Origin of the sequence: Zooshikella harenae (assembly GCF_018837975.1) — a bacterium.
In the GTDB taxonomy this organism is placed as follows: domain Bacteria; phylum Pseudomonadota; class Gammaproteobacteria; order Pseudomonadales; family Zooshikellaceae; genus Zooshikella; species Zooshikella harenae.
Genome location: NZ_JAGSOY010000072.1, coordinates 1 through 23,523, shown reverse-complemented (window position 1 = coordinate 23,523; position 23,523 = coordinate 1). Strand labels below are relative to the sequence as shown.

Sequence of the window (23,523 nt, the reverse complement as noted above, 5' to 3'; positions counted from 1 at the left end):
TCATGTCCACCAAGCCATGGTGACCGAGTAACCTTGGCTTGATAAATCTCAAGTTGCTAGATCCAAAATCACACATTATGATCAAAAGTTAAACAAGTAAGCAGGTGACTTTTAAATGAAGTACTCAATTACTATTGCTCTTACTGCACTGCTCTCAAGTGCCCAAGTAATAGCTGACATAAACCCTGAAACCAAACAAGAGATAGCGCATTTATTGGAGTTTGTTCAAAAAACTACTTGCAAGTATGAACGAAATGGGGAAATGCACACAGGCTCTGAAGCTGTAGGACACATTCAGAAGAAATATAACTACTTCCAAGACAAAGTGAAAACCACTGAAGACTTTATTCGCTATAGTGCCACCAAGAGCGAATTATCTGGCAAGCACTATCGTATCCACTGCCAAGATAAACCTATGCAAAACAGTGCATCCTGGCTATTAAAAGAGCTAGATAGCTACCGTCAGTCAGCAAAGTAAACCATAAGTGAATAACACTAACTGCCTGAATAACTATGTGCTCAGTCTATACCCATTACGAAAGAATTTTAGTAGGGCTAAGCCAGAACTACGAGGACTTTAGTTCAAGAACACAAACAACAAACCGTACTAATGTATCGGAACCACATTAGTACAGATCTGCTGGGCTATTAGGGTAAGCGCTAAGGATAGCGCTCAGATAATGGTGAAGGAGATAAGTGCACATATGATGGATAGTATGTGTTACTTAATCAACCAATCAACAAAGGGAGTTGGTGAGGGTGATATAAAAAATAAAGCAGCGACAATCCCTCCCATTAACACAGAGTTAAATGGATTTCTAAAGTCGATAGGCTTTAACGCGGTACCAAAAGATTTTTTAATTCTGGCCCCAGCGATATCAACACTATATATTTCATCCAATGTGAGATGAATCAAAAAGCCAAATGCTATTGCAATACCACTACCCCAAGCTAATACAGGATTAGCTTGCAAGGCATAATGACAAAGAGCAATTGTAATCGACATAAAAAATGCACCAGCCAACAATGAATGGTAAATACCTCGGTGCACACTAAACTTTGCAAACACTTTATAACCAATAATACGTACACTTAAAAATACGGAAAAACCTATTAACAGTAAAAAAGGTGTAGCAGGTACTGGTTTTAAATGCGTTACTACCAACACGACCGACCCAACAGCAAGTGCTGTAAATAATGCTTTGACTGGCTTAGCATGGTCAGAGTCAATATCAGGCAAAACACCACCAATACAAATAAGCAACCATGTTGTCAGTGCTTGAGAGATTGATAGCCAGCCTTCCCCCAAACCCACAATAGATACAACGCCACCTGCTGCTGCTGCAACATTTATGTGTGTGTTAAAATTCGCCATAAAAACCCAAATTGCTTAGCTCAACTCGATATACCAAATCACTAATATTAACCATTTGTCGTATATATGGCTATTCAGACTTATGATTAGTTAGAAGAAGTAGCAACCTATTGATATAAACTACAAATGCCCTAAGCAACCAAGGGCATTTATGCTCAATATCTTCTAAAGGGAGGTGTGCTTACAGGTGAGAGATATACTAATGTCTTACGCCAATTTTAATCAGCGCAATTGAACGGGTATCGTCATCATCCATAAGACAGTGACCAGCCACAACACAGTCGATATGATCGTCTGGCTCAGGCAGCTCACCTAACAAGTCCAAAGACCCTATCTTCTCTACCCAGTCACCCTGCGGTGTTGCATAGCGAATTTGAAAATGGTCTGGATCAATAAGTCGACGATACAACCATGGAAAGCCATTGATAGGTTTATCGTGGACTACCACCCAACCATCTGTTGTAGTAATCGCCATTTTAACTCCTTTTACCCTTTTGTCATTTAATATCCTGAAAGCCAAACTGTATAAAAGAATGAAAGTAAATTGTACAAGCTAGTTCTCATACCTATACCATATTGTATATATCAGATTTCATTCTTTTATCTTAGATCGAATAAACTTTGTTAAATATATCAAGCTTCAGTGTATCAAACGAGTCTGGGTATAAATCTGCTACTACATCAATTGTTTAGGAAACACGTATACCAATATATTGGTCTACCGCCAATTTTTCCCATTAATAAAACAGCGTTTCAATATTTAGTTGTGTGGGAAACACCTCATCGTAAATACGAGCTTATCGCATCTTTAAATTCAGTATTGCGATAAACTTGAGTCTGGTACTAGTCGTACGTAAAACCCCGTAGCTGTATTAATGCATTTAAAAATACATCATATTGTGTATACCTATTTTAAGTCAATTCGTTTATCAATACAGGTAAACCATTAAGCTGTATTTTTTTATCAACTTAGTTTTTCAACAAGTGTAAACGTCAATACTCCATTGCTAAGTTTTAAACTAAAAACCCCAGTCTGTATGCAGTCAATAATTGGTGAAAATCGGTATATCATTAATTGCAGCTTAAAAACAACAAACAATTTTACTCTATCCACAGTAAATGAACACTTATTACACTTTTATCCACAGCTATACTCACAGCATAGAAATAATGCTCAAACCTTAAAGCAATGGAACGGCCGGACAACTAGTAATTAATCTTTCAGCTGGACGTATCTAAAAATAGTGATTTTTTAGTGAGAGCAAGAAAACATTGCACAGAGGAACGCAGTGTTTAAGGAGTATCTGAGTATAGCGTTAACGCCGCTATCATGGAAAAAGTGCATTTTTAGAGGTGCCTAGCTGTTAGTTTACAGAAAAGCATGCCTTTACCATAGTTTCCCCCTTTTAAGAGGCTGTTGCAAAAGGTCAGGAGCTAAGCAAAGGCTAGGCAAAAATCAGCGAAAAAGCGGAGTTTATAACTAATAAATGAGCATTTTGAGCTGATTTTTAACGCAGTATTTGCAAGCGCAGTAGTTTGGCGACACCCTCTTAAACAGCGAATAAAACTTATAGCGACTCTATGACAATATCACTCTGAGGTATACAAGAACATGCCAGCGCAATTCCGTTTTCTTTTTCATCTTCAGTCAGTGCATAATCAGCTACATGGTCATATGAGCCAGAAACTACTCTCACCTTACAAATACCACATACTCCTGCACGACAGGAATAGTCTAGGTCCAGTCCAGCCATTTCACTCTGTTCTAATAAAGTATCCTGGCTATTGCCATCTTCAACAAAAGTATCCCAACTATCAAAGAGTAAAGTAATGCTACGCTGTTCATGCTCAACAGCAGGCTTCTCTTTAATTGCTAACTGAAAATGTTCTTCATATATTTCTTTTACTATTAATGCAGAACAAGCTTCGTGCATATCAGCCATAAAAGATTCACCACCACAAATGTAAACCGCTCTTTGGTTTACATCAGGTACCATTTGCTGAACTTTAGACTGGCTAATTCTCCCCTTGAATCCAGGCCAACTCATATCACTTTGGGTAAGCGTAAATATTAATTGCAGAGAAGGGTAATGTTTGGCAATTACTTTAAGTTCATCAGCACTTACTAAATCAGCTTCAGTTTTTACAGTGTAAATAAGGATAATATCTTTATCTGATTTTTGTTGGTACCAGTAACGAATCATAGACAGCATTGGCGTGATACCACTGCCAGCAGCCAATAGTAAGACTTTTTGGCTCTCTGTAGCATCACTGTGAAACAGGCCCTCTGGCCTACTCGACTTTATTAATGTACCACTTTGACAATATTCATGAAGCCAGTTAGAAAATAATCCGTCTCCTGTACGCTCAACAGTAATAGCAAAGCGATTTGTTTGATCTGGCGCAGAGGAAATCGTATAGCAACGGGAAACAGATTCACCATTTATTTCATGATGCAACGTAATATATTGTCCTGCTTTAAATGACAGTTCCCAGTTTTCCAATAATTGGAACCAAAATGTTACTGTATTCCATGTTTCCTGCACTCGATGTAAGCACTTTAACTGACCTTGTTCCGCTGTAGGCCATGGTGCTCTCTTATTAACAGCTTCTTTATTAACAATTCCCTTATCAACCGCATCCTGATTAACGACATCGTTACCAATAGCTGCTTGATATTTTTCATCTGATTGAGACGTTTGTTCAGAAGACAGATTTCCAACATTAACAGTTGTTGAAGCAACCATTGCACGAAGATCAACGTAAACGGGTTTTGCTTTTGTTGAAATAATCTCAACAGTATCACCAACATTTATCGCACCTTCATTTAATGCTATCAGGTTCTGACCAAAATCCACTCTTCCCTCAATATCACGTCGATACGTCATTAAGGTTTTGAGTGGCTCATTCATCGAACTTTTTTCCAGTGTTTTCGGGTTAACGGTAGTTAGAACACAGCGAGTACAAGGTCTGGCAACTGAAAACTCAACTTCACCAATCCGAATACGATTCCAACCATCTTCTGCAAATGCTTCAGTAGTACCTGAAACCACTAAGTTTGGCCGAAACTGACTCATACTAATGGTTTCTTCTGTATGATGATTAAGATCTGCTAAGGATTCTTCCGATGTGAGTAATAGAGGAAAACCATCGGCAAAGCTTACTTTATACTCAGGGCTGATTTTGATTTCTCTAGAGCTGCTACTTCCTTGATAAAGCAACGCACATGGTTTGCCCAAGTATGCAGAAAACCATAAGTCATACTCTTTACTTCCATGCATCCCATCAGCTTGCTTTCCCCATATTTCTAATGACTGTTTCTGATTTTCAGTAAATAGTCCATAGTTAATGGCTAGCGGATCCATACCTGGTGCAGAAAGCTGTAACCCTCTTACTGTCAGGGTAGCGCTGATATGAAGTAATTTGTGCTCAGTTCGTGCCGTAATAAATTTATTACCTTCATCTACTAACACAAAACGCCGATCAAACGCTAAACCCTGGAGTTCAACATATGAAGAGGACAGACAAATACCTGCAATCGATTTAACTGGATAAATCGTTATGCCTGAAAGTATAGGTTGAGTTTCCTGCATGGCACATCTCCTGGGTATGCTTATTCTGACATCTACACAGCTATTACCCTTTACAAATCATAAATCTACGCATTTTAGCGGAGGCAGTTTACCTGCCCAAGAGGCACTTGCACAATACGACTAAAGTAGCGATCATTGCTTCAAGCCCCCTCTTACCCCTGTATGATTTGTTGCTGGGAATAAAGAACGAATGAGTAATAATGATATCTTAAAAAAGCTTCCACTTGGGCAAACAACTGAGTATGTTTGTCACTATAAACCAGACCTACTTCACCCCGTTCCTAGACAACTTAATCGGACAGAGATTGGCGTGAAAGATGAGGCCTTACCGTTTCATGGTGAAGATCTTTGGACTCTCTATGAATTATCTTGGCTTAACACCAAGGGTAAGCCGTGTGTAGCGACAGGTGAAGTGCGGATTGATGCTTCAACCCCTCATTTAATCGAGTCAAAATCCTTTAAGCTGTACTTAAATAGTTTTAATCAAACCCAGTTTGATTCCCTAGAAGAAGTCACATCAACCTTACAACGAGATTTATCTGCATGTGCTGGTGGTGCTGTCACTGTGCAAATTCACCCTTTATCTCATGCCTCGCTCCAAATGGCAGCGTTAGATGGAACGCTGTTGGATGAGCTTGATATAAGTGTTGATCACTATGAGCTAAACCCTGCTTTACTAGAAAATGCTACGTCAAATACAGTTGTATCAGAAACACTGCATAGCCACTTATTGAAATCAAACTGCTTGGTAACAGGGCAACCCGATTGGGGAAGTGTTCAGATTCATTATCAAGGCCCTCAGATTGATCGAGAAGCCTTATTACGCTATATCATCTCTTTTCGACAGCACCAAGAGTTTCATGAACAATGTGTCGAACGTATTTTTGTTGATATTCAACGTTATTGTGCACCTGAAAAGTTATCTGTCTTTGCTCGTTACACCCGCCGTGGCGGCTTAGATATCAACCCTTTCAGGAGTAATTTTGAAGCTGCTCCAACAACCAGTTTGCGATTAGTACGTCAGTAACTAATCGCTGCGGCATACTAGAACTATCACATAAAGCTTAGCTGGAGGGGATAGTTTTAGATTATGCCGGCTGCAAACAATGGCTGGATATATTATTTCGAACTGTTTACTGCAAGTAAGCCAAAGCTATCCAAGAAGAAAAACCATATAAATAAGCTAATAAGGCTAAAGGTATTGCAAAAAAGGGGGGGAAACAGGAGTAATAAGATGGTGGGTCGTGCAGGATTCGAACCTGCGACCAATTGGTTAAAAGCCAACTGCTCTACCGACTGAGCTAACGACCCAACGGGCCGCTTATAATACAGATATATTTCAGTATTGCAACCCTTTAGTCAAAACCCTTATATTACCGCCAACCACATGTATCTTTCCCTGTTCTACCCCTTTGAGTCTCCATCCCCCAAGGCAACTGCATATAAAACAGTCTATGATAGATAAGGATTGTACCAACTCCAACAGTGCAAACCTACTTTTTACACTCTGCTAACCACATTCAAATAAACAATAATCTTATTTCAACGTAAGCCTGGTAACGTGAATGCTGGGTAACACTTGTTGGACTGCTCCTATCTCTTTTTATTTTACCTCAATTTATCTTCAGAATTAGCAAACCAGTCAGTCATAACTAAATCTTTACTCATAATTTTTTTTATAATATGGATTATTCTATTAGAGTAAGCACATATTAAATATATTTTGATTTTTATTTGCCAAATTTATTTATTTTTTGTTAAATAATAGACAGTATAAAATCAAAAAAGCTAATAAGACTTAGTAGCAAAATAAAAATATCAATCTTTTGCAAGCTAGGCTCGGGAGTTTTGCACAAGCAAATTAATAAATAATAAAAGTGTCTAACAAAACGCTCTAGGAGTAACTTGGTATTATGCATACTTTTAAGTATTCGGCATTGTTTTGTGCCGTTACCGCCACTATTTTCTCTTTTTCTAATGCACATGCAAATGAAAGTAGTAAAGGTTTTCTCGAAGGCAGTCGCCTTGATGCTAAATTAAGAAATGTTTACTTCAATCGTGATGGTCGAGATGAATCACCTTACGATAACCGTGAGTGGGTTCAGGGCTTACATCTTAATTATCATTCAGGCTATTTTGCTGACATGATTGGTTTTGACATGTCTTACTATGGCGCTTGGGACCTTGATTCTCCCGGTGATAGTTTTACTCATTTGCCAAAAGATGGAAGAAACCAAAGAGAAACTAACGATATCAATAAAATTGGTCAAGCATTTGTAAAATTCAAATACGGTAATGATGATTTAAATGTCAACATTAAGCATGGCCGACAAGTTTACAATGATAATTTGATTCAAGGCTCTTCTTCCCGTGCTGCGCCTAGCTCACTATATGGTACAACAGGTGAAGTTAATATTGGTGAACTTAAGCTGCATGGTGCGTATATTACTCAGCACTCATGGCGTTCATTTGGCCACTTTGAACATTTTTATGATGGTTCAAGCACTGACGCTAATACAAAAAAAGTAAACTATATTCAAGCTTATGGACTCGCCTATCAGTTTGATAACGGGATTGGTATTGAATACGACTGGGGTAAGTCGAATGACTTCCAAAAAGCTAATCTCTATAAAATACACTACACCATGGAGCTTGGTGACAATAATAAGCTTTATTTAGAAGGTATTCATCATACGCTTGAAAGTATAGGTGATGCTTTTAATCAAACATTTTCAAATGCAGATGACTTTGAGTCAAAAAATACCTCCTTCCTCGCACAATTACATTTAGACGCAGCAACTTACCGCCTCGCGTACCAGCATACCGCTAAAGGAGACTTCCGTTATGCTTGGGAAACCGGAGAATACTATGGAGGTTTTAATTCTAGTATTCCTGTCTGGTCAGACTTTGCATATAAAGATGAAAAAGCGATCATGGTTGGTTTCACCTATGATTTTTCGGACATGGGTGCTCCAGGGCTTGAGTTTGATGTTAATTACCAGCGAGGCTTCGATCTAGATAAAAATAATAATGGTTTAGGGGATACTATTGACAGACCAAAAACAGAGTGGGGGCGTGATATGACGTTAAGCTATGCTTTCCAAGATCCTACTCTAAAAGGCTTAAGTGTTTCCTGGAATAACGGAACCTACCGAGGCTCAAAAACACTAATACCTGGAAATACAGAAGATATCGATTATAACCGTATCTATATCGATTACGTATTTGATATTTTCTAAAGAATATTACTTAAAATTAAAATAAAATCAGTGTTGTGTAGAATGTTACCTGCCTTGTGACCGGGCAGGTGACTTTTCTACTTTATAAGCTATACATTAGCACTCCCAGACCCAACAGCTATAAATTGCTCAATATTGATAATGATATCATGCTGATATAATATTATAATTTCCTAATCATTTTATATTCTTAGAAATGCTAAACTCAATTTAACGTCAACTGGGAGAGACGTCATCAATGATTAAAAAGTTCATTAGTTGCATTATCGCATGCTGTTTAAGTTCACCCTCAATTTCAGATGCATACAACTTTGAACGAGATAGCTTTGATTTTAGCTTATATAGCAACCCAGTTATTCAAAAAAGGGGGTGTAAGTATACCAGATATGGAGGTAGGCACGATCGTGACTGGGCTTGTACTAAAAGATTTTACTTTAACGCTATAGAAAGTAATTATTTTATCAAAGTATATAACCCTCTATCTTCATCAGGACTACTTCTATCACCCCAAAATATCTACGAAAAAGTTTTTCATAAAGGAGCTAGAGATTCATGGTTAAGTACTCACCTAATTTTATCTAAAGGACATACTTGGCCCATCAATAGTAACCTTTTATCATCAAAACTATCCAATGAGTCATCATGGTCACAAAACCAATCAAAAATCACTGCGTACTATGCAGACTTCAATGCGGATGATTATGGAGATGTACTTTTAACTTCTCCTGCATTCCCTCAAAATCCTGTTATTCTTCTGGGAACAGCAAATGAGCCACTTCCAAAAGCAATTATTTTAGATGACTTTGTTAAACAACGAGGACTAGATTTAGTTAATGCTAAGGTATTCATACAAGATAGAAACAAAGATGGGCGGGATGATCTTATTATAAAAAAAGCAGGTAGTCCTGATATTATTGCATTTGCAGAACCAAATGGCTCATTTCTTAAAGCAGATGTTGATACAGGTATAGGAAAATATCAAGGACCTTCTCAATTTCGCAGCCAGTTCTGTAACAGATCACTACTAACCAAACACCCAGAAAACCCTTCTTCAGTACAATATGATGATATTTGTAAAACAGCATATGTTACCCCCCCTCAATCAGGAAGCACGCAACTTGAAGAGCTTATTCCTATAGATAATAGTGCTAATATTTGCCCTGTATTAACGAGAACTGTCCAAGAAAAAAATACGATTATAGAACAGTTAAGCAGTCTCACTAGGCGTTACAAAGATATTGTTAGTTCATTAGATAATGAACTATCACTTCAGTCACTAGTTTCAGCAAAAAGCCATGCATACAAAGCTTTACAAGTTGCCATCAAAACTGAGTATAAAGCAAATCTAGATTTGTTAGCAGCAAAACGCTTGTATGCGGAGTATCATTATCAATGGGAGTCCTGTAAATCTATTTCTGGAAACTGCGTCAATGAACAAACCCTATTAAATAAACAAAAAAGTATTGTTAAAGAACTTACTCTCACACTAGATCAAAGCGTTAAACATCGTCAAGAGATGCAATTCGTTTATGATCAAGCAGTTATAAATTATGAAAATCAACTTATACTGTTAGTTGAGCTTGATCAGCAACTAAACCACTTATTAAGTGAGTATTATGTATTAGCAGAGAAAGAGTTAGCTGTTTTCAAAGAATATTCACAACTCGATGGAGCAACAGCAAAAATTCGATATAGCCTTGACTGGGATAAGCAGTTACAAAAATATAAAGACTTAAATAACAGTCTAGGTGTTTCTTTCAAAGCTACGCCATTAACTGATGTAAAAATTATCGCGTCTCTACCAAAACAGCGGCAAGAAACTCCCATTGGAGACCATGATATTAGCCTACCTAATGTTTTATATACAGCTATCGATAAAGACAATTTGCTTGGATATGAACCCTCCTTAATGCCAAGTGGTGAAGGAGTTCTCAACCAAACAATAAAACGTTCCCCTTCCTCTTCAGTAAAAGTTCCTGATCACATTAATGCTACTATTGGGTTAAGTATGAGTGGCTATTGTCTATCATATGCCCCAAATAGTCCTTATCCACAAAATCTTCAAAGTCTTGGAGCGCATGTTGCACCTTCTCTACAGTATGAGTTCGAAGAGGAAGTCAAAAGAAGCTATATCGCAAAATACAATTTATATAAATACATTCAAACTATTGTAAAGACTAAAAAGAAAAAGCGTTGGTTTAAAAAGAAGAAAAAAACTTACATAATTCGCAAAGTAATAACAAAAGATTGGTTTAATATAAGCTTTGATAGTAATAGACCTGAATACTCCTTTACACTTGCAGAGCAAGATGCAATCACTCAACAGGTGAAAGCTAACCTTATTCATCGTGCAAATAATATGATTGGAGTTATGTATGGTACTCCTTCTTCAAGCTGCAACTTAAAGCTTAGTGAGGACTGCTTAGCTGGCTACTGGCTCGGCCAGCAGGATGGTCCAGACGGAGACTCGAAAGCCATAGCTCACTTTAAAGCGGGAAATAATCAGTGGGTTTCAGAGAAAGTTTTCGGAATAAGATACTTAACCCAGTCAAAATGGATGAGCTTTAAATAATTTAAGTATAGAGACTTCTGTTAAAGCAGAAGTCTCTTCGACTTTAGTATGAAAATTTCCCTCATTACTTTATACTATCTGTTTCTATATTACTAATCGAACTAGCTACTCGATCAATAAATTCTTCTCTGCTTTTGCAGTCTTGTGGCTTATCCACAATATCAATCATTGTTAAGTGAGTAACGTATTGGTCATTAAAGATATAGCCAATAACAAAGCAATCGTAAAATAAAGGTGTTTCTTGCGTTGCTGAATTTAAATCTACAATATTATTATCTTGAGCAGTCCAACTGAACCGCAATAATTCATTCTGTTCATTAACTTGTTTATTAACAACATCAGGCCCACTAATTATCTTTTTTTGATACGACTGTAAAAGCTTATCTCGTTCAGCTAATCCTTTCTCTTGTAGCTGTTCTTTTACACACGCTCTAATGCGTGCATCCACTTTACACTGGCTTTGCCATTCTTCTATAAGGCCATTTAAAATGAGTAGCTTTTGCTGTGTTTTAGGATTATATAACGTGTGATAATGAAGGTCACTTGCTGGGCTTAACTGTTTACCTACCTCCCACCCTTTAGGAATAGGTAGAGAAATGTGCTCACTCAGTTGTAAGTCCTGAGCATTAAGGATAACTGGTGCTAGCAATAATAACCAAGCTGCTCTAAATCTTAACATTGTTTAGTCAACTACCTATTATTATCAATGAGATATAGCTTAATTTAGCTAAGCCAATTAGTCTAATACATATTTAACTGCTTATATACCCTTCATTATGGGTATATATTTCAGACTGCTCCAAAAACTCGTGCGATCCCTGCACATATTTCCTACATAAATACCTGTTATTGTTTAATCACAGATAATGCAATATATAGTGGTCATACTTAGCTAATGAAATCTCACGACCAATACAAAGTATTATACTCACTTTTAATTACTACAGATTATAGCCCCTCAATTAGCCCCACACTTGAGCTCAATTCAATAAGAATAATAAGTAAAGCTAATAACATCGCAATCATTAACAGAGGCATTCCACCAAATACCTGATACTGGGCTTCATTGGCATTTTGTCTTACTTTCCAGGCCATTAATACAGGAAGAATTACCCCTAACACAGCCAATGCTAAAGCAGCAAATCCTAACGCCATGATAAAGCCTTTCGGATAGAAAAGAGCAAAGATGAGTGGTGGTATAAATGTGTATAAAGCTGTAATCAAGCGACCGCGTCGACAATCACCATGGTCTCGAGCATCCGCAATAAAATCAAATAACCCTAAAGCAACGCCTAAAAATGATGTCAACAATGCAATGTTTGAAAAAATATTGAGTCCTGTACTTACCCAAGGCGTTTTAGGTATTTGGTTGCCTAATGCCGAAATCATTTCAGACACAGAACCACCTTGCTGAACAATTGCCCCAATTGCAGTTGCTGGCAATACGCCTAAGGTTACGATCTCCCATGCAAAATAGACTAAAAGAGGTAACAAGCTACCAAATAAAATAATGTTACGCAGGCTTTTCACATCACTACCTTGATAGGCAATAACGCTGGTTACACTACCGTGGAAACCAAATGAAGTAAAAACAATAGGCATTGCCGCCAACATAAGTCCATTATCAACAGGCATTTCTGTCAGATGTTGTTGGTTAACTTCAGGAAGCAGGAAAGCAATAATCGTTAGGAATATAGCTATCTTACCCAAAAACAAAAGACGATTGACAAAATCTACCGTTCTGGTACTCCAGTATACTAGCCCCCCAGCAATCACAGTAAAGCACAGTGTTGTGTTCACCTGAGATAGGGGCTGATCAAGCAGAGAACTTAAGTAGCTGTTTAGTAAAGAAGAGCCTCCCGTGATGTAAGCAGATAACAGCGCATAAAAAAGGAAGAGTGTAGCAATGCTTGCGACTATTTTTCCGGGCTTGCCTAACGTTCGATGAGCCATGGTAAACAGTGTTGAGCCAGGTTCAATCGCTAAGTTGACTTCCATGATTAACATAGCGGTATAAAACATAAGCCCCCAAAACAAAACCATTAATGCAATCATTAATGGAAAACCTAAACTACTTGAGCTTAAGGGGAGCGCCAGCATACCCGCACCAATGGCAGTACCCGCTAATATTAAAGCACTGCCTAGTTTTTTATTCTGCATAACCATGCATTATCCTTAGAGGCTTTCTTGTTACTCACTAAACTGCTCCCATAGGAGCTACCCTCTCAACGAAACACAATCAGGCAAACCTATAAGCTGACACTATCAATCCATCGAAGTAAATCAGCAAATGACTAGCCTTCATATGATTCATATTCAGTCAATTTATTCGAGACCGTCCATTGAACCACATGCTTGCATAATATCCATTAGCAAAACCCGTAACTATTGAGTTCTGACAAAATAATACTTAAGGATAAAGAATGTATGGACAGCGTGATACTCATTTATGGTTGAAAAAATAGCCCTACCCTTACCAGTGTCCAAGCACTTGCTCTGTTAAAGATGCAACAGACTCTCTCTCTATCAAGTAAACTGGAATTTTTAATGTACTCGACTCAGGGGGATCATTGTTGATCAATCGAAGGGCGGTTTGGCCTGCAAGTAAACCTATTTCTTCATAAGGACATGAGACTGTGGTTAAGGGAGGCATGGTATAGCGCGCGGCTTGATTATCACCAAAGCCGACAACAGAAATATTCTTTGGAACTCTAATATCTTCTTCACGTAATGCATGCATAACACCTGCCGCCATATTATCACTGGCAGCCATAATAGCGGTAAATCGCACTCCTTTTTGTAAAATCCGCTTTATTCCTCTGTAACCTCCCGCACTGGAGTCCTCACTCCACACCAGTAATTCAGGATTGTGTCGTATACCCGCCAGGTCCATTGCTCGTTGAAATCCAGCTAGCTTCGCTTCTGTATCTAAATAACCTCTATTACCTGCAATATAAGCTATTTGCTGATGCCCTTTTTTAAGTAAATAGTTAACCAGCATCTCACTGCCTAGGGCATAGTCAAAAGACAGTGTATTCACATGAGAAGGCGATGCAGATGGTGGAACGAGAATCAATGGCGCCTTATTAGCAAACTCATGAATTAACTGCTCATTGTATGTACGTGACTGCCAAATCATGGCATCACACTTTCTCATTAATAATGTATTAAGTGATTTTGCTTCACGTTCTTCCTCACTTTGACAAGAAATAACTAACAGCTCCATGCCACTATCATGAATAGCCTGTTCAATACCTGCAATTAATGCTGCAGTACCTGGTGCTTTAAAGTTATGCACCAAAAGCCCCAATAAATTGCTTTTTTTAGTGCTCAGCGCTCTGGCGGTCAGGTTAGGCTGATAATTAAGGGCTGCTGCTGCTGCCATAACCTTTTGTCTTGTTTTCTCACTGGTAGCGCCAGAGCCATTAAGCACTCTTGAAACAGTTGAAACAGCGACACCAGCATACTTCGCCACATCTGTGATGCTCGTCATATCACAAAACCAACAATTGTGGAAAATACCGAATTGGAAACGTTTCCAATTCTGCTACGATGTGGTACATAATAGCACGACGGAATGTTACAACACGGTTCTAGTTCAAATCAGCGCTGGTTTGATTGTGATAAAAAACGGGGAAACACCCGAGCAGTAAAAATGATTATAATATACGCGGAGATGGCCCATGAACTTGCAAGCTGCCAAGTCATTTGAGTTCTTCCAACGAGTTGGAAGGGCAATGATGACTGTAGTACTCATCCTGCCCCTGGTTTCTATTCTAATGGGGATAGGTGGCATCATACTCAACCCAAATGTTCATGCTTTTATACCCTTCCTTGATGCACCTTCCTGGTTATCCATTGGACTCTTCCTACAAAAGGCCGGACAAGCCCTTTTTAATAACTTACCTTTACTTTTTGCAGTCGGTATCGCTTCAACGTGGACAGGAAAACCTATTGCTGGATTTTCCAGCTTAATAGCCTTTTTAGTCATGCATACAGTAATCAGTGTGTTGATACAAACCAATGGTGGCACAACAGCACTGGCTGAGGCTTGGGCTACTGATATTGGTCAACCTGTAGATGCTTTACAGCGTATGTTTGGCAAAGAGTTAGGCATTGAAACTCTGCAAACAGGCGTATTTGGAGGTATGTTAATCGGTTTTATCAGTGCTTGGGTTTACAACCGATTCCATCAAGTCAAACTTCCAGATGCTATAGCTTTATTTGCAGGTGAACGTAGTGTACCTATTATGGCTTCGTTCTTTGCAATTCTATTGGGTTTACTGCTTTTCTGGTTCTGGCCATATGCTCATATTGCTATCTTGAGTATCGGCGATCTTATAGCTTCAAACACTAATGCCCTTGTTGTGGGTATGTATGGTGCAGTTGAGAAAATGCTGATTCCATTCGGCTTGCATCATATTTATAACGCACCCCTGCTCTTTTCTCCTTTAGGTGGTGAGTATCTTACTATTGACGGCCAAACCATCGTGGGTGACCAAAACATCTACATTGCTTCTGTCGTTGACCGTCTTCAAAACAGCAACATAAGCGTTGTAGGTGGACATTTTATTGCAGGTAAATTTATTCCTGTCATGTTTGGTTTACCTGGCGCCGCTTTAGCAATGTACCATACGGCTAAAACCGCCAAGCGTAAAATTGCTGGCAGTTTGTTACTTGCTGCAGCATTTACGGCCTTTTTAACCGGTATTACAGAACCATTAGAATTTACCTTCTTATTTGTAGCGCCTTTGCTTTACGTTGCGCATACCATTCTAACGGGTATTGCTTTTGGTTTAGCAGCCATGCTTGATTTACAAGCAGGTTTTGGTGGTGGTTCAGGTGTTATTGACTATTTCTTGTTTAATGTTCTTCCTCACCACAACAATGCATGGATTACCATTGCTATATTAGGCGTGATTTTCTTTGCGGTTTACTATGTAACTTTCCGCTTCTTAATTTTGAAGTTCAACTTACCCACCCCAGGCCGTACAGAAGATCAAGTTAAATTGTACTCATCTCAAGAGTACCGTGCTAAGCAAAAAGAGCAGCAACAAACATCACCCCAACAGGATAACGATTCTCAAGCAGCACAAGTAATTGCTGCTTTTGGCGGGATGGAAAACTTAGCACATGTTGACGCTTGTCTGACCCGGCTAAGAGTCTCTGTAAATAACCATGACTTAATTGATAAACCACGCCTTATTGAATTAGGCGCAAAAGATGTGCTTGTAATCGGTAAAGGGATTCAAGCCATCTTTGGAACAAATTCTTCAATCCTGAAAGAAGAAATTCTGGAATTGATGGCATAGTCAATTTGGGCTACGACAGTAGCCCTTTTTTTATTGTTATTGGTTAAATCATGACAGCAACTGAATTATCCTGGTGGCAAACTGCCACCATCTATCAAATATATCCCAAAAGCTTTAAAGACTCAGGGCAACAGGGAACAGGTGATTTACAAGGCATTATCAGCAAGCTGGATTACTTAAAAAAACTGGGTATTGATGCCATTTGGTTGACCCCCATTTACTGCTCACCGCAAGTTGATAATGGCTATGATATCAGTGATTACTACAATATAGACCCTAGCTATGGTTGCATGGAAGACTTCGAATGCCTTATCAAAGAAGCTCATGCACGAAATATAAAAATAGTTATGGATTTGGTAGTAAACCATACCTCTACTGAACACCATTGGTTCAAAGAAGCAATACGTTCAGAAGAAAGTCCGTATCATAATTATTATATTTGGCATCAGGGGGAGGCTGAAAATCCTCCCAATAACTGGCAGTCTAAATTTGGTGGTTCAGCCTGGGAGTTTGTTCCTCACCTTAATAAATATTATCTACATTTGTTTGCTAAAGAACAGGCGGATTTAAACTGGGAAAATCCAACTGTACGGCAAGAGGTGCAAAAAGTTGTCGAGTTTTGGCTAAAAAAAGGGATTGATGGTTTTCGACTTGATGTTATTAACCTGATTTCAAAACAACAAGACTTCCCTAGCGATAAGATAGGTGACGGACGACGTTTTTACACAGATGGTCCACGTGTCCACGAATATTTACAAGAATTAAGTAAAGCTGTATTTATTCCATGGAATGCAATGACTGTAGGCGAAATGTCTTCCACCACCATTGAACATTGTCAGCAATATTCTGATCCAACCAGCCAAGAATTAAGTATGGTATTTAACTTTCATCATTTGAAAGTTGATTATCCCAATGGTGAAAAATGGTCAAAAGCACCTTTTGACTTTATCGCTTTGAAAAAAATTCTCTCTGATTGGCAAGAAGGCCTTGCTGAACGAGGGTGGAATGCACTTTTTTGGTGTAACCATGACCAACCTCGTGTTGTTTCTCGCTTTGGTAATACCACTCAATACATCAAGCAATCTGCCAAAATGTTAGCAACGGCAATACATGGCTTACGTGGTACGCCTTATGTTTATCAAGGCGAAGAAATAGGTATGTGCAACCCAGATTATACATCTATTGATGCCTATCAGGATGTTGAGACGATTAACTACTACCAAATCATGCATAACCAGGGTATGAGTGATCAAGAGATTATGCCGATCATTCAAGCCAAGTCGCGCGATAACTCAAGAACGCCTATGCAATGGGATAGTTCTCAGCATGCTGGATTTACAGAGGGTACACCCTGGCTAAAAGTTGCGGACAATTATCATCAGCTAAATGTTGAATCTGCACTTAATGATGAAGACTCTGTGTTTTATTATTACCAACAACTAATAAAGCTTCGCAAAACGGAGTCTCTGCTTACATATGGCCGTTTTTCACTTTTGCTGAACCAACACCCAACACTTTTTGCTTATGTACGAGAATATAATAACCAAGCGTTACTCATTGTCTGTAACTTTTATGATCAGCACGTAGATTTCCCATTAGAGGATGCAGCCCTCCTAACCACTTACCAGAAAAATGCCGAAATTCTTCTTAGCAATTACAGTGATACTACAAATAAACTAACCTCACTCAAGCTAAGACCTTACGAAGCCGTGATATTTAAACTCACAAATAAGCTAGCAGCATAATTCAAACAGCAATACCGATACCTCTCCTCTCTAAGATTTAAAAATTAATAGGGAGGAGTGTTTTTTATGAAAACTAACAATGCCCTAGCCTTTCTATACAAGGGTCCTGCAACCAATTATCGTTTGAAAAATCACTTGTTAAATCTACGGCATGTATTGCATAAGCATGCCTTGACGCCGAAGAATGGTTAGCAGGACTATAGTGGGGTAGCAACCCATGCAAAACTATCAAGGTTCCTTGCTTAACCTCTAGAGGAATTGCTTCCTTAATGTTCCATTCATTCTCAGCCAAGTCTTGCATATGAACCTTTTTATTTCCTCTACGTATAAGACGTTGGCTTAACTCAGACTGATGTCCTCCAGGTATGGCATATAAGCAACCATTCTCAACTGATGCATCCTCAAGAGCCAACCAAAAGCCTGTTACTGTTATAGGAGAAGAGTGCAAAAACGCCGCATCCTGATGACAAGTAACTGCTCCCCCTACAAACGGCTGCTTTAGTATATACATTGACTGTATAAGTGCGGGTTGTTTCATTCCCAAATCATATGCAAGTCTAGCGATATTAGGCGAGGTAGACCACCGTTTAAAAACGGCATCCTGAGCATGTAAAGCATGTCCTACTTTATTAATCGCACGCGTTTTGTCCTCTTGCCTTTTATTTTGTTCATAAAAACAACGTATTTGGTTACCCGACTCTAGAAAGTACTGTTCTTCACAATGGCACTGATCTTGAGTTGAGAAAATAACGTCCTCAGCCTCCCCCTGTTTTAAATAGGGCTGTATAACTTGTTTTAACGTTAAACACTCTAACGACGACGCAAAATCCTTGATGATAAGATAACCATCGCAAAAATAGTCTGCTTTTTGTTTTGCCGATATTTGTTGATTTACTTGAAAAAATTTTTGCTTGGTTGTTGAAAGATCCCTTAGTTTCACTGACATTTTATCCCAAATAATAATTTCTTCTTTATATGCACTCTAACAAATTCAGAGAGGCAAGCCTCTCTGAAAATTCACTTATTTTACTTGACCAAAACGTCTGCGTCTTGTGAGTAACAGTGAAAGTAAGCCAAAACCAATAACACCTGCTGTCGCTGGCTCAGGCGCTTCAATAATCTCTTTCACCTTACGCTCAATAATTTCATTAGTAACGAGTTCTGGATCAGCTCTCAACTTATCTAAGTCAAAAAATCCTTTTTCACCATCTTTCGTCGTATAAACCATTTCATCCCATTCGGAGGCATAGTTGTTCATTGAAATTACATTAAGCAAGACATTGTTATCTTTGAGCACACCAGCCAGCTGAGATTCACTCATAGTACTTGCTTGGTCACCAGATTCATCAGTAATCAAAATAACCATCTTGACTCGATTATCCTGCCAATTAAATCCTCCTAATGCCCAATGAGCTGCATGGTAACCTCGTTCCTGAGAACCATAGGTATTCACAAAATTTACGCTGGATGAAATCGTATTAAAATCCTTTGTAAAATCTACAAAAATATTTTTATTACTTTCACTTCCAGCAAGACGTTCATAACCCGCAACAGCATACCGCGCGTCAATACCGTTAGCCCGCATTTGGTTGTCCATCGTTGCCAGACTATTTCCCAACCATGCAAATTCGTTTTGCATACTTCCCGATTGATCAATAACAAAGGCAACATCAGCAGCCATGTACCCTGCCTGGGCTTGAGTAGTTAAACCAACGCTGATAAATGTGCCAAGCGCAATGGCTGTGGCTTTTTTTGTTATAGCCATACTTCTTCCTGTTAGTATGTCGGTTTTCATTACCCTATGATAGGGGGTCCTTTTTTGATACCACTTAAGCGATATCAAATAGAACATTAAACCATCAATATTCCTAAATCAAGACAGTTAGCGTATACTAAAAACTATTTTATTAACGGCTTTAAAAATACATAAAACTAGAACTTCAGCTATTTAGATAGCAAAAATGATTACATCTAACCTCCCAAATTACTTTTAGATTCAACTTCACATATACAAAAAACATAACTTTATCTAGAAAAGTGGCTGAATGTGCTGATATACCCATAACGAAGGGTTTTTAAGAGCGGCCGTCAAGTGATGAAGCCCCAGGACAAGTTTACTATTGTGAAACTTGCGGTAGCGACTTTAATAGATATAACAGCGCTGCTGGGCGGTTATATTAATAAGTGCCTGGGGTGGCAGTTAAATGCTCCTGCATAAACTGCATTCCCACCATCCTTGGTGGTCAAGAGCGCTGACAACAAACCCTAAAAATGATTCGTGAAGGGTATATAACTAAGATTATTTTAATAAACGCAGCCGATAGTAAGTACTCACTTTAAATGAGTCATAATTCTAACAATCACTCAATATTTCTATCCCATAAGTTATAAGAAGATTTCCACAATAATATATTTATAAAAATGATATTAAACACAAAGGAACGGAGGTTTATACAAAAAATAAAAAACTATAAAAAATCACATTTTAAACGTATTCCTGTACTCTTTGAGTTCTACATTCATCTATGATTAGTAATGGGTGTTATATCATGAGCAGCTATGTTAATTACAAAAAACTTTAAAAACTTAGCAGTTATAGTACTAATTGAACTAATTCTTTTTACTTCAATTTACCTACACTTACGTGGATTTATTGATGATTACCTACAAAACAATGTAACGAAACAATATGCGAATGACCTCAAGTTTTCAGCAAACTACTTTGAATATTCATTACAACGCATTGGTGATATCCTGGTCAATACAGAATACTTCATCAACAATAACAGTAGTACAAACTATCAGTCCACATTGGAAAGCTATCTAACACACCTTTTCAATAACTATGAAGAACTATTAGGTGTTACACTACTTTATACACCAGAATACTTGAAGGAACACTCTCATTTAGTTAACCGATCTTCATTTGCTTTTCGAGAAACAAAAAGCATATCCCACAAAAAGCTAGATAAAGACCAGCTATATCCTAGGTGGTATTTCAGTAGCTTACAGAATTACTTTAAGCATGATCGTCAGTTAACTTGGCATATAGCGTTCCCATCGCCAGGAAGCAATAAACAGTACTCGCTATCAACGACTTATGTTATGCCAACATCCGATGCAGCTAAAGGGGTCATCTCCATTGAATGGAGTTTGGATAAAGTTCTTCAAATATTGCAACAACAACAAAGCACTTCAAAATCACTATTATTTTTTATTGATAGGTCAACCAACAAAGTCTTTATTAATGTTGATCGTCAAAATCCCATCTATGAACATGTTTATCAACTTCCCTATATTAAAAAAGAGTCTCTAAACTATGCTCAAAGCAATACGCCAATATTTCAGGAAGCAAGTATTTCTGGCATAAATTACTTTATTGCTTTAACAAAAACACCTAACGAAATTATTATTGGATCAATTTCATTAAAAGAACACATTGAATCAATCAGAAAAAACAACCTTTCTACTCTAGATATTTATTTTTTTATTTTCATTATACTATTAATAACCGCAACCGTGTACTCAGACAATTATCGTAAAACCTCAAAGATAAAAGTAAAACTTGAGCCTGATACAACTTATCAGAGCAAACCTGACATTCAAGCAACCACTGGCATTGATGATGAAATTGTGATGATTGCATTGTATGAGGTTATCACTGACTATATACATAAATACTGTCATACTGCTGAATACATCATAGATAAACTAGCATCAGAAAATAGCGACATATACTATAAAACAGCGCATGAGAACAATAAACTATTTGACCATGTCAAACTTTATTCAGAGTTAACCATTCAGCTTGGCTCAGAGCTTAAAGGCTTACAAAAAAGACTGTCAGGTTTAAATGTAAATTCATTCAAAGAATATAATTTAAAACTACCCCCGTCTATACTCATTAATAAAGCATTAAATTATTTCATGCAGAACATTGATTCAAACCAAGTTAAAGTTAATGACTTAACATCGGATATTATTGAGTTTACAGTGCCCGCAGTAAATTTCAGCAAAATAATTATTGCTCTTCTTTGTGGTTCCATTTATCGATCTAGCAATAACTCACTTGAAATAACTATCGATTTTGTCGCCAAAGCTGACTCTGGCGATCTTATATATACTGAAACCTATACACCTAAAAAATCAGAAAGAGATAAAGAGACAACGGAAAATATTACAAATACTCAATCAACCATTGATAAAATAGAAGAAATAAAAATGGATATAGTATTAACTAAAAGCATCTCTTCCTCAGAAGGTAAGCTACAGATAACACCACTGCCTGAAAATGGTTTATGCTGTCATTTTACCTTTCCTGCCAAGTCTCACCAAGCCACACCATAAAAATAAGTTATTATTTTTCAATAATATTTTTGACCTGTACCAGATGCTATCAGCTTTGAAATATATTCAAACTTTTGGGGATCATCATCAACAAATAAAATACCTATTTTAAAACCTTCAGCTTCCATCTTTTTATCAATTGATTGAAGCAAGTAAATACACCCATTGATTCGAGCAATATCTGAAGCCTGTTCTCCTTGTTCAAAGTCAATAACCGCTTGTTCAAACAATTGTGGAATACCATCAGCTTTTCTTGCAATCACTTTTATTTCTTTCAGGGTAATTGTTTCTATCGCACAGGGCATGGCTTTATCATGAACACGGACAATGACTTGCCCCTTATGCTTGCCTTTTCCCCCACTTGAAGGCACAGAGCTCGTTGCTTGAGCACTTCCCCCTGTCAGTACACTAACTGAAGATTGATGTGTTACAGCTCCACCAGAAGGTGCTCCGCCAGCAGGTTTAGCTTTTCCTGTAAGTGCTTCCAGAGAGGAGCTTGCAGAGCCAGCCAATTCAGCTGGACGCCCTTGTCCTTTAATACGGTCAGCAGAGACACTTTTGGAAAGCACTTTCACAATTTTTGAAATTAATTGATCATTTGAAAATGGCTTCCCTATATAATCACTGACTCCTGCCTCTATTGCTTGTAACACATGTTCTCGATCACCTCGGCTGGTCACCATGATAAAAGGCGTTTTTCTATCAGGAAACTCCTTACGTAACCATTGTAATAGCTCTAGACCGCTGAGTTCTGGCATTTCCCAATCACAAAGCACTAAATCATAAATATTCTTTTCCAGTAGTGACTGCGCACGACGGCCATTCACGGCGTCTTCCAGAACGAAATGAGGAAACCGGCTGCGTACCGCTTTTTTAATCAAATCGCGTATGAATGAAGCATCATCCACAACCAGCATTTTTACCTTCTGCATAGAGCACCCAGATAAATCAGAAGTTATCTTTATGAATATAGTCGATGGAGCGCTGGCGTGTTATCACAAATCACCGGAACCCCACGTAGCATCCAATATATTCATAACTAAGGGTGTAATGCTTTTCTAATTACCATGGGATATTACACAGGATAATTTCACATAAAAAATAATTACTAATCAATATTGGCAGGTATGGGAGTGTCTTTAAATATTGGCTGGTAAATTTCTTCGACACGTTTAGTGCGTTTAAGCGCTTTTAGTTCAACATTAAATGATTCTATAAGTTGTACGTGTTTCGGATTAATTTTATTTAACATTAATCGATAAGCAGCAACGGTAACCGGTTTTTTTAAAAACTTAATTTTGTCTTTCACATCTTTACTAAAGTGCTGACTCAATAAACTA

The 23,523-nt window shown here is 38.0% G+C and carries 17 protein-coding genes and 1 tRNA gene; 7 read left to right on the top strand and 11 right to left on the bottom strand.

The window, feature by feature from the left end; all coding sequences use genetic code 11:
- The first annotated feature begins 115 nt into the window (after nucleotides 1–115).
- Complete coding sequence (locus tag KCG35_RS19860) at nucleotides 116–478, top strand: DUF5329 family protein (protein ID WP_215821615.1); 363 nt, start codon at nucleotides 116–118, stop codon at nucleotides 476–478.
- A 243-nt stretch (nucleotides 479–721) separates the two neighbouring features.
- Here KCG35_RS19860 and KCG35_RS19855 read toward each other — a convergent pair whose 3' ends face one another.
- The 3 genes from KCG35_RS19855 to KCG35_RS19845 all read right to left on the bottom strand — a co-directional run bounded on the left by KCG35_RS19855 (nucleotide 722) and on the right by KCG35_RS19845 (nucleotide 4,968).
- Entirely contained in the window at nucleotides 722–1,375 is a 654-nt protein-coding gene (locus KCG35_RS19855) for a metal-dependent hydrolase (protein ID WP_215821614.1), read from the bottom strand.
- A gap of 199 nt (nucleotides 1,376–1,574) precedes the next feature.
- Nucleotides 1,575–1,850: a hypothetical protein gene (locus KCG35_RS19850; protein ID WP_215821613.1), complete on the bottom strand. Its 276-nt coding sequence runs from the start codon at nucleotides 1,848–1,850 to the stop codon at nucleotides 1,575–1,577.
- 1,093 nt (nucleotides 1,851–2,943) lie between these two features.
- Nucleotides 2,944–4,968, bottom strand: coding sequence for a hybrid-cluster NAD(P)-dependent oxidoreductase (locus KCG35_RS19845; RefSeq protein WP_215821612.1), 2,025 nt, complete (start codon nucleotides 4,966–4,968; stop codon nucleotides 2,944–2,946).
- Between the two features lie 190 nt (nucleotides 4,969–5,158).
- Between KCG35_RS19845 and queF the strand changes: the two genes are divergently transcribed.
- The gene (gene queF / locus KCG35_RS19840; protein WP_215821611.1) at nucleotides 5,159–5,995 is read left to right on the top strand and encodes an NADPH-dependent 7-cyano-7-deazaguanine reductase QueF; all 837 of its coding nucleotides are present in this window, start codon (nucleotides 5,159–5,161) and stop codon (nucleotides 5,993–5,995) included.
- A gap of 208 nt (nucleotides 5,996–6,203) precedes the next feature.
- Here the strand turns inward: queF and KCG35_RS19835 are convergent.
- A tRNA-Lys gene (locus KCG35_RS19835) sits at nucleotides 6,204–6,279 on the bottom strand.
- 602 nt (nucleotides 6,280–6,881) lie between these two features.
- Between KCG35_RS19835 and KCG35_RS19830 the strand changes: the two genes are divergently transcribed.
- Nucleotides 6,882–8,207, top strand: a complete 1,326-nt coding sequence (locus KCG35_RS19830) for an OprD family outer membrane porin (RefSeq protein ID WP_215821610.1) — start codon at nucleotides 6,882–6,884, stop codon at nucleotides 8,205–8,207.
- Between the two features lie 238 nt (nucleotides 8,208–8,445).
- Nucleotides 8,446–10,779: a hypothetical protein gene (locus tag KCG35_RS19825; protein WP_215821609.1), complete on the top strand. Its 2,334-nt coding sequence runs from the start codon at nucleotides 8,446–8,448 to the stop codon at nucleotides 10,777–10,779.
- A 64-nt stretch (nucleotides 10,780–10,843) separates the two neighbouring features.
- On the opposite strand, the gene KCG35_RS19820 is transcribed toward KCG35_RS19825, so the two are convergent.
- The 3 genes from KCG35_RS19820 to KCG35_RS19810 all read right to left on the bottom strand — a co-directional run bounded on the left by KCG35_RS19820 (nucleotide 10,844) and on the right by KCG35_RS19810 (nucleotide 14,272).
- Nucleotides 10,844–11,458, bottom strand: a complete 615-nt coding sequence (locus KCG35_RS19820; protein ID WP_215821608.1) for a hypothetical protein — start codon at nucleotides 11,456–11,458, stop codon at nucleotides 10,844–10,846.
- Nucleotides 11,459–11,727: 269 nt separating this feature from the next.
- The gene (locus tag KCG35_RS19815; RefSeq protein ID WP_215821607.1) at nucleotides 11,728–12,945 is read right to left on the bottom strand and encodes an aromatic amino acid transport family protein; all 1,218 of its coding nucleotides are present in this window, start codon (nucleotides 12,943–12,945) and stop codon (nucleotides 11,728–11,730) included.
- Between the two features lie 307 nt (nucleotides 12,946–13,252).
- On the bottom strand, nucleotides 13,253–14,272 hold the full coding sequence (locus KCG35_RS19810; RefSeq protein ID WP_215821606.1) for a LacI family DNA-binding transcriptional regulator: 1,020 nt from the start codon (nucleotides 14,270–14,272) through the stop codon (nucleotides 13,253–13,255).
- A gap of 190 nt (nucleotides 14,273–14,462) precedes the next feature.
- On the opposite strand from KCG35_RS19810, the gene KCG35_RS19805 reads away from it, so the two are divergent.
- Nucleotides 14,463–16,091, top strand: coding sequence for a PTS transporter subunit EIIC (locus tag KCG35_RS19805; RefSeq protein WP_215821605.1), 1,629 nt, complete (start codon nucleotides 14,463–14,465; stop codon nucleotides 16,089–16,091).
- A 50-nt stretch (nucleotides 16,092–16,141) separates the two neighbouring features.
- The gene (gene treC / locus KCG35_RS19800) at nucleotides 16,142–17,836 is read left to right on the top strand and encodes an alpha,alpha-phosphotrehalase (protein WP_215821604.1); all 1,695 of its coding nucleotides are present in this window, start codon (nucleotides 16,142–16,144) and stop codon (nucleotides 17,834–17,836) included.
- A gap of 73 nt (nucleotides 17,837–17,909) precedes the next feature.
- Here treC and KCG35_RS19795 read toward each other — a convergent pair whose 3' ends face one another.
- Together KCG35_RS19795 and KCG35_RS19790 are read right to left on the bottom strand one after the other, a co-directional pair.
- On the bottom strand, nucleotides 17,910–18,782 hold the full coding sequence (locus KCG35_RS19795) for a phytanoyl-CoA dioxygenase family protein (RefSeq protein ID WP_215821603.1): 873 nt from the start codon (nucleotides 18,780–18,782) through the stop codon (nucleotides 17,910–17,912).
- 75 nt (nucleotides 18,783–18,857) lie between these two features.
- Nucleotides 18,858–19,601 carry a vWA domain-containing protein gene (locus KCG35_RS19790; protein ID WP_215821602.1) on the bottom strand — a complete coding sequence of 248 codons (744 nt, stop codon included), beginning with the start codon at nucleotides 19,599–19,601 and terminating at the stop codon, nucleotides 18,858–18,860.
- Between the two features lie 1,340 nt (nucleotides 19,602–20,941).
- Between KCG35_RS19790 and KCG35_RS19785 the strand changes: the two genes are divergently transcribed.
- Complete coding sequence (locus KCG35_RS19785) at nucleotides 20,942–22,183, top strand: hypothetical protein (RefSeq protein WP_215821601.1); 1,242 nt, start codon at nucleotides 20,942–20,944, stop codon at nucleotides 22,181–22,183.
- 17 nt (nucleotides 22,184–22,200) lie between these two features.
- Here the strand turns inward: KCG35_RS19785 and KCG35_RS19780 are convergent, their stop codons facing one another.
- Both KCG35_RS19780 and KCG35_RS19775 read right to left on the bottom strand, forming a co-directional pair.
- Complete coding sequence (locus KCG35_RS19780; RefSeq protein ID WP_215821600.1) at nucleotides 22,201–23,115, bottom strand: response regulator; 915 nt, start codon at nucleotides 23,113–23,115, stop codon at nucleotides 22,201–22,203.
- A 176-nt stretch (nucleotides 23,116–23,291) separates the two neighbouring features.
- On the bottom strand, nucleotides 23,292–23,523 hold a 232-nt coding region (locus tag KCG35_RS19775), incomplete at its 5' end, for a hypothetical protein (protein WP_215821599.1).

Coding starts and splice junctions, on each gene's coding strand:
- KCG35_RS19785 (WP_215821601.1), top strand. CDS start 20,942: ATGCCAACATCCGATGCAGCTAAAGGGGTCATCTCCATTGAATGGAGT.
- queF (WP_215821611.1), top strand. CDS start 5,159: ATGAGTAATAATGATATCTTAAAAAAGCTTCCACTTGGGCAAACAACT.
- KCG35_RS19805 (WP_215821605.1), top strand. CDS start 14,463: ATGAACTTGCAAGCTGCCAAGTCATTTGAGTTCTTCCAACGAGTTGGA.
- KCG35_RS19815 (WP_215821607.1), bottom strand. CDS start 12,945: ATGGTTATGCAGAATAAAAAACTAGGCAGTGCTTTAATATTAGCGGGT.
- KCG35_RS19830 (WP_215821610.1), top strand. CDS start 6,882: ATGCATACTTTTAAGTATTCGGCATTGTTTTGTGCCGTTACCGCCACT.
- KCG35_RS19845 (WP_215821612.1), bottom strand. CDS start 4,968: ATGCAGGAAACTCAACCTATACTTTCAGGCATAACGATTTATCCAGTT.
- KCG35_RS19820 (WP_215821608.1), bottom strand. CDS start 11,458: ATGTTAAGATTTAGAGCAGCTTGGTTATTATTGCTAGCACCAGTTATC.
- treC (WP_215821604.1), top strand. CDS start 16,142: ATGACAGCAACTGAATTATCCTGGTGGCAAACTGCCACCATCTATCAA.
- KCG35_RS19795 (WP_215821603.1), bottom strand. CDS start 18,782: ATGTCAGTGAAACTAAGGGATCTTTCAACAACCAAGCAAAAATTTTTT.
- KCG35_RS19780 (WP_215821600.1), bottom strand. CDS start 23,115: ATGCAGAAGGTAAAAATGCTGGTTGTGGATGATGCTTCATTCATACGC.
- KCG35_RS19860 (WP_215821615.1), top strand. CDS start 116: ATGAAGTACTCAATTACTATTGCTCTTACTGCACTGCTCTCAAGTGCC.
- KCG35_RS19825 (WP_215821609.1), top strand. CDS start 8,446: ATGATTAAAAAGTTCATTAGTTGCATTATCGCATGCTGTTTAAGTTCA.
- KCG35_RS19790 (WP_215821602.1), bottom strand. CDS start 19,601: ATGGCTATAACAAAAAAAGCCACAGCCATTGCGCTTGGCACATTTATC.
- KCG35_RS19810 (WP_215821606.1), bottom strand. CDS start 14,272: ATGACGAGCATCACAGATGTGGCGAAGTATGCTGGTGTCGCTGTTTCA.
- KCG35_RS19850 (WP_215821613.1), bottom strand. CDS start 1,850: ATGGCGATTACTACAACAGATGGTTGGGTGGTAGTCCACGATAAACCT.
- KCG35_RS19855 (WP_215821614.1), bottom strand. CDS start 1,375: ATGGCGAATTTTAACACACACATAAATGTTGCAGCAGCAGCAGGTGGC.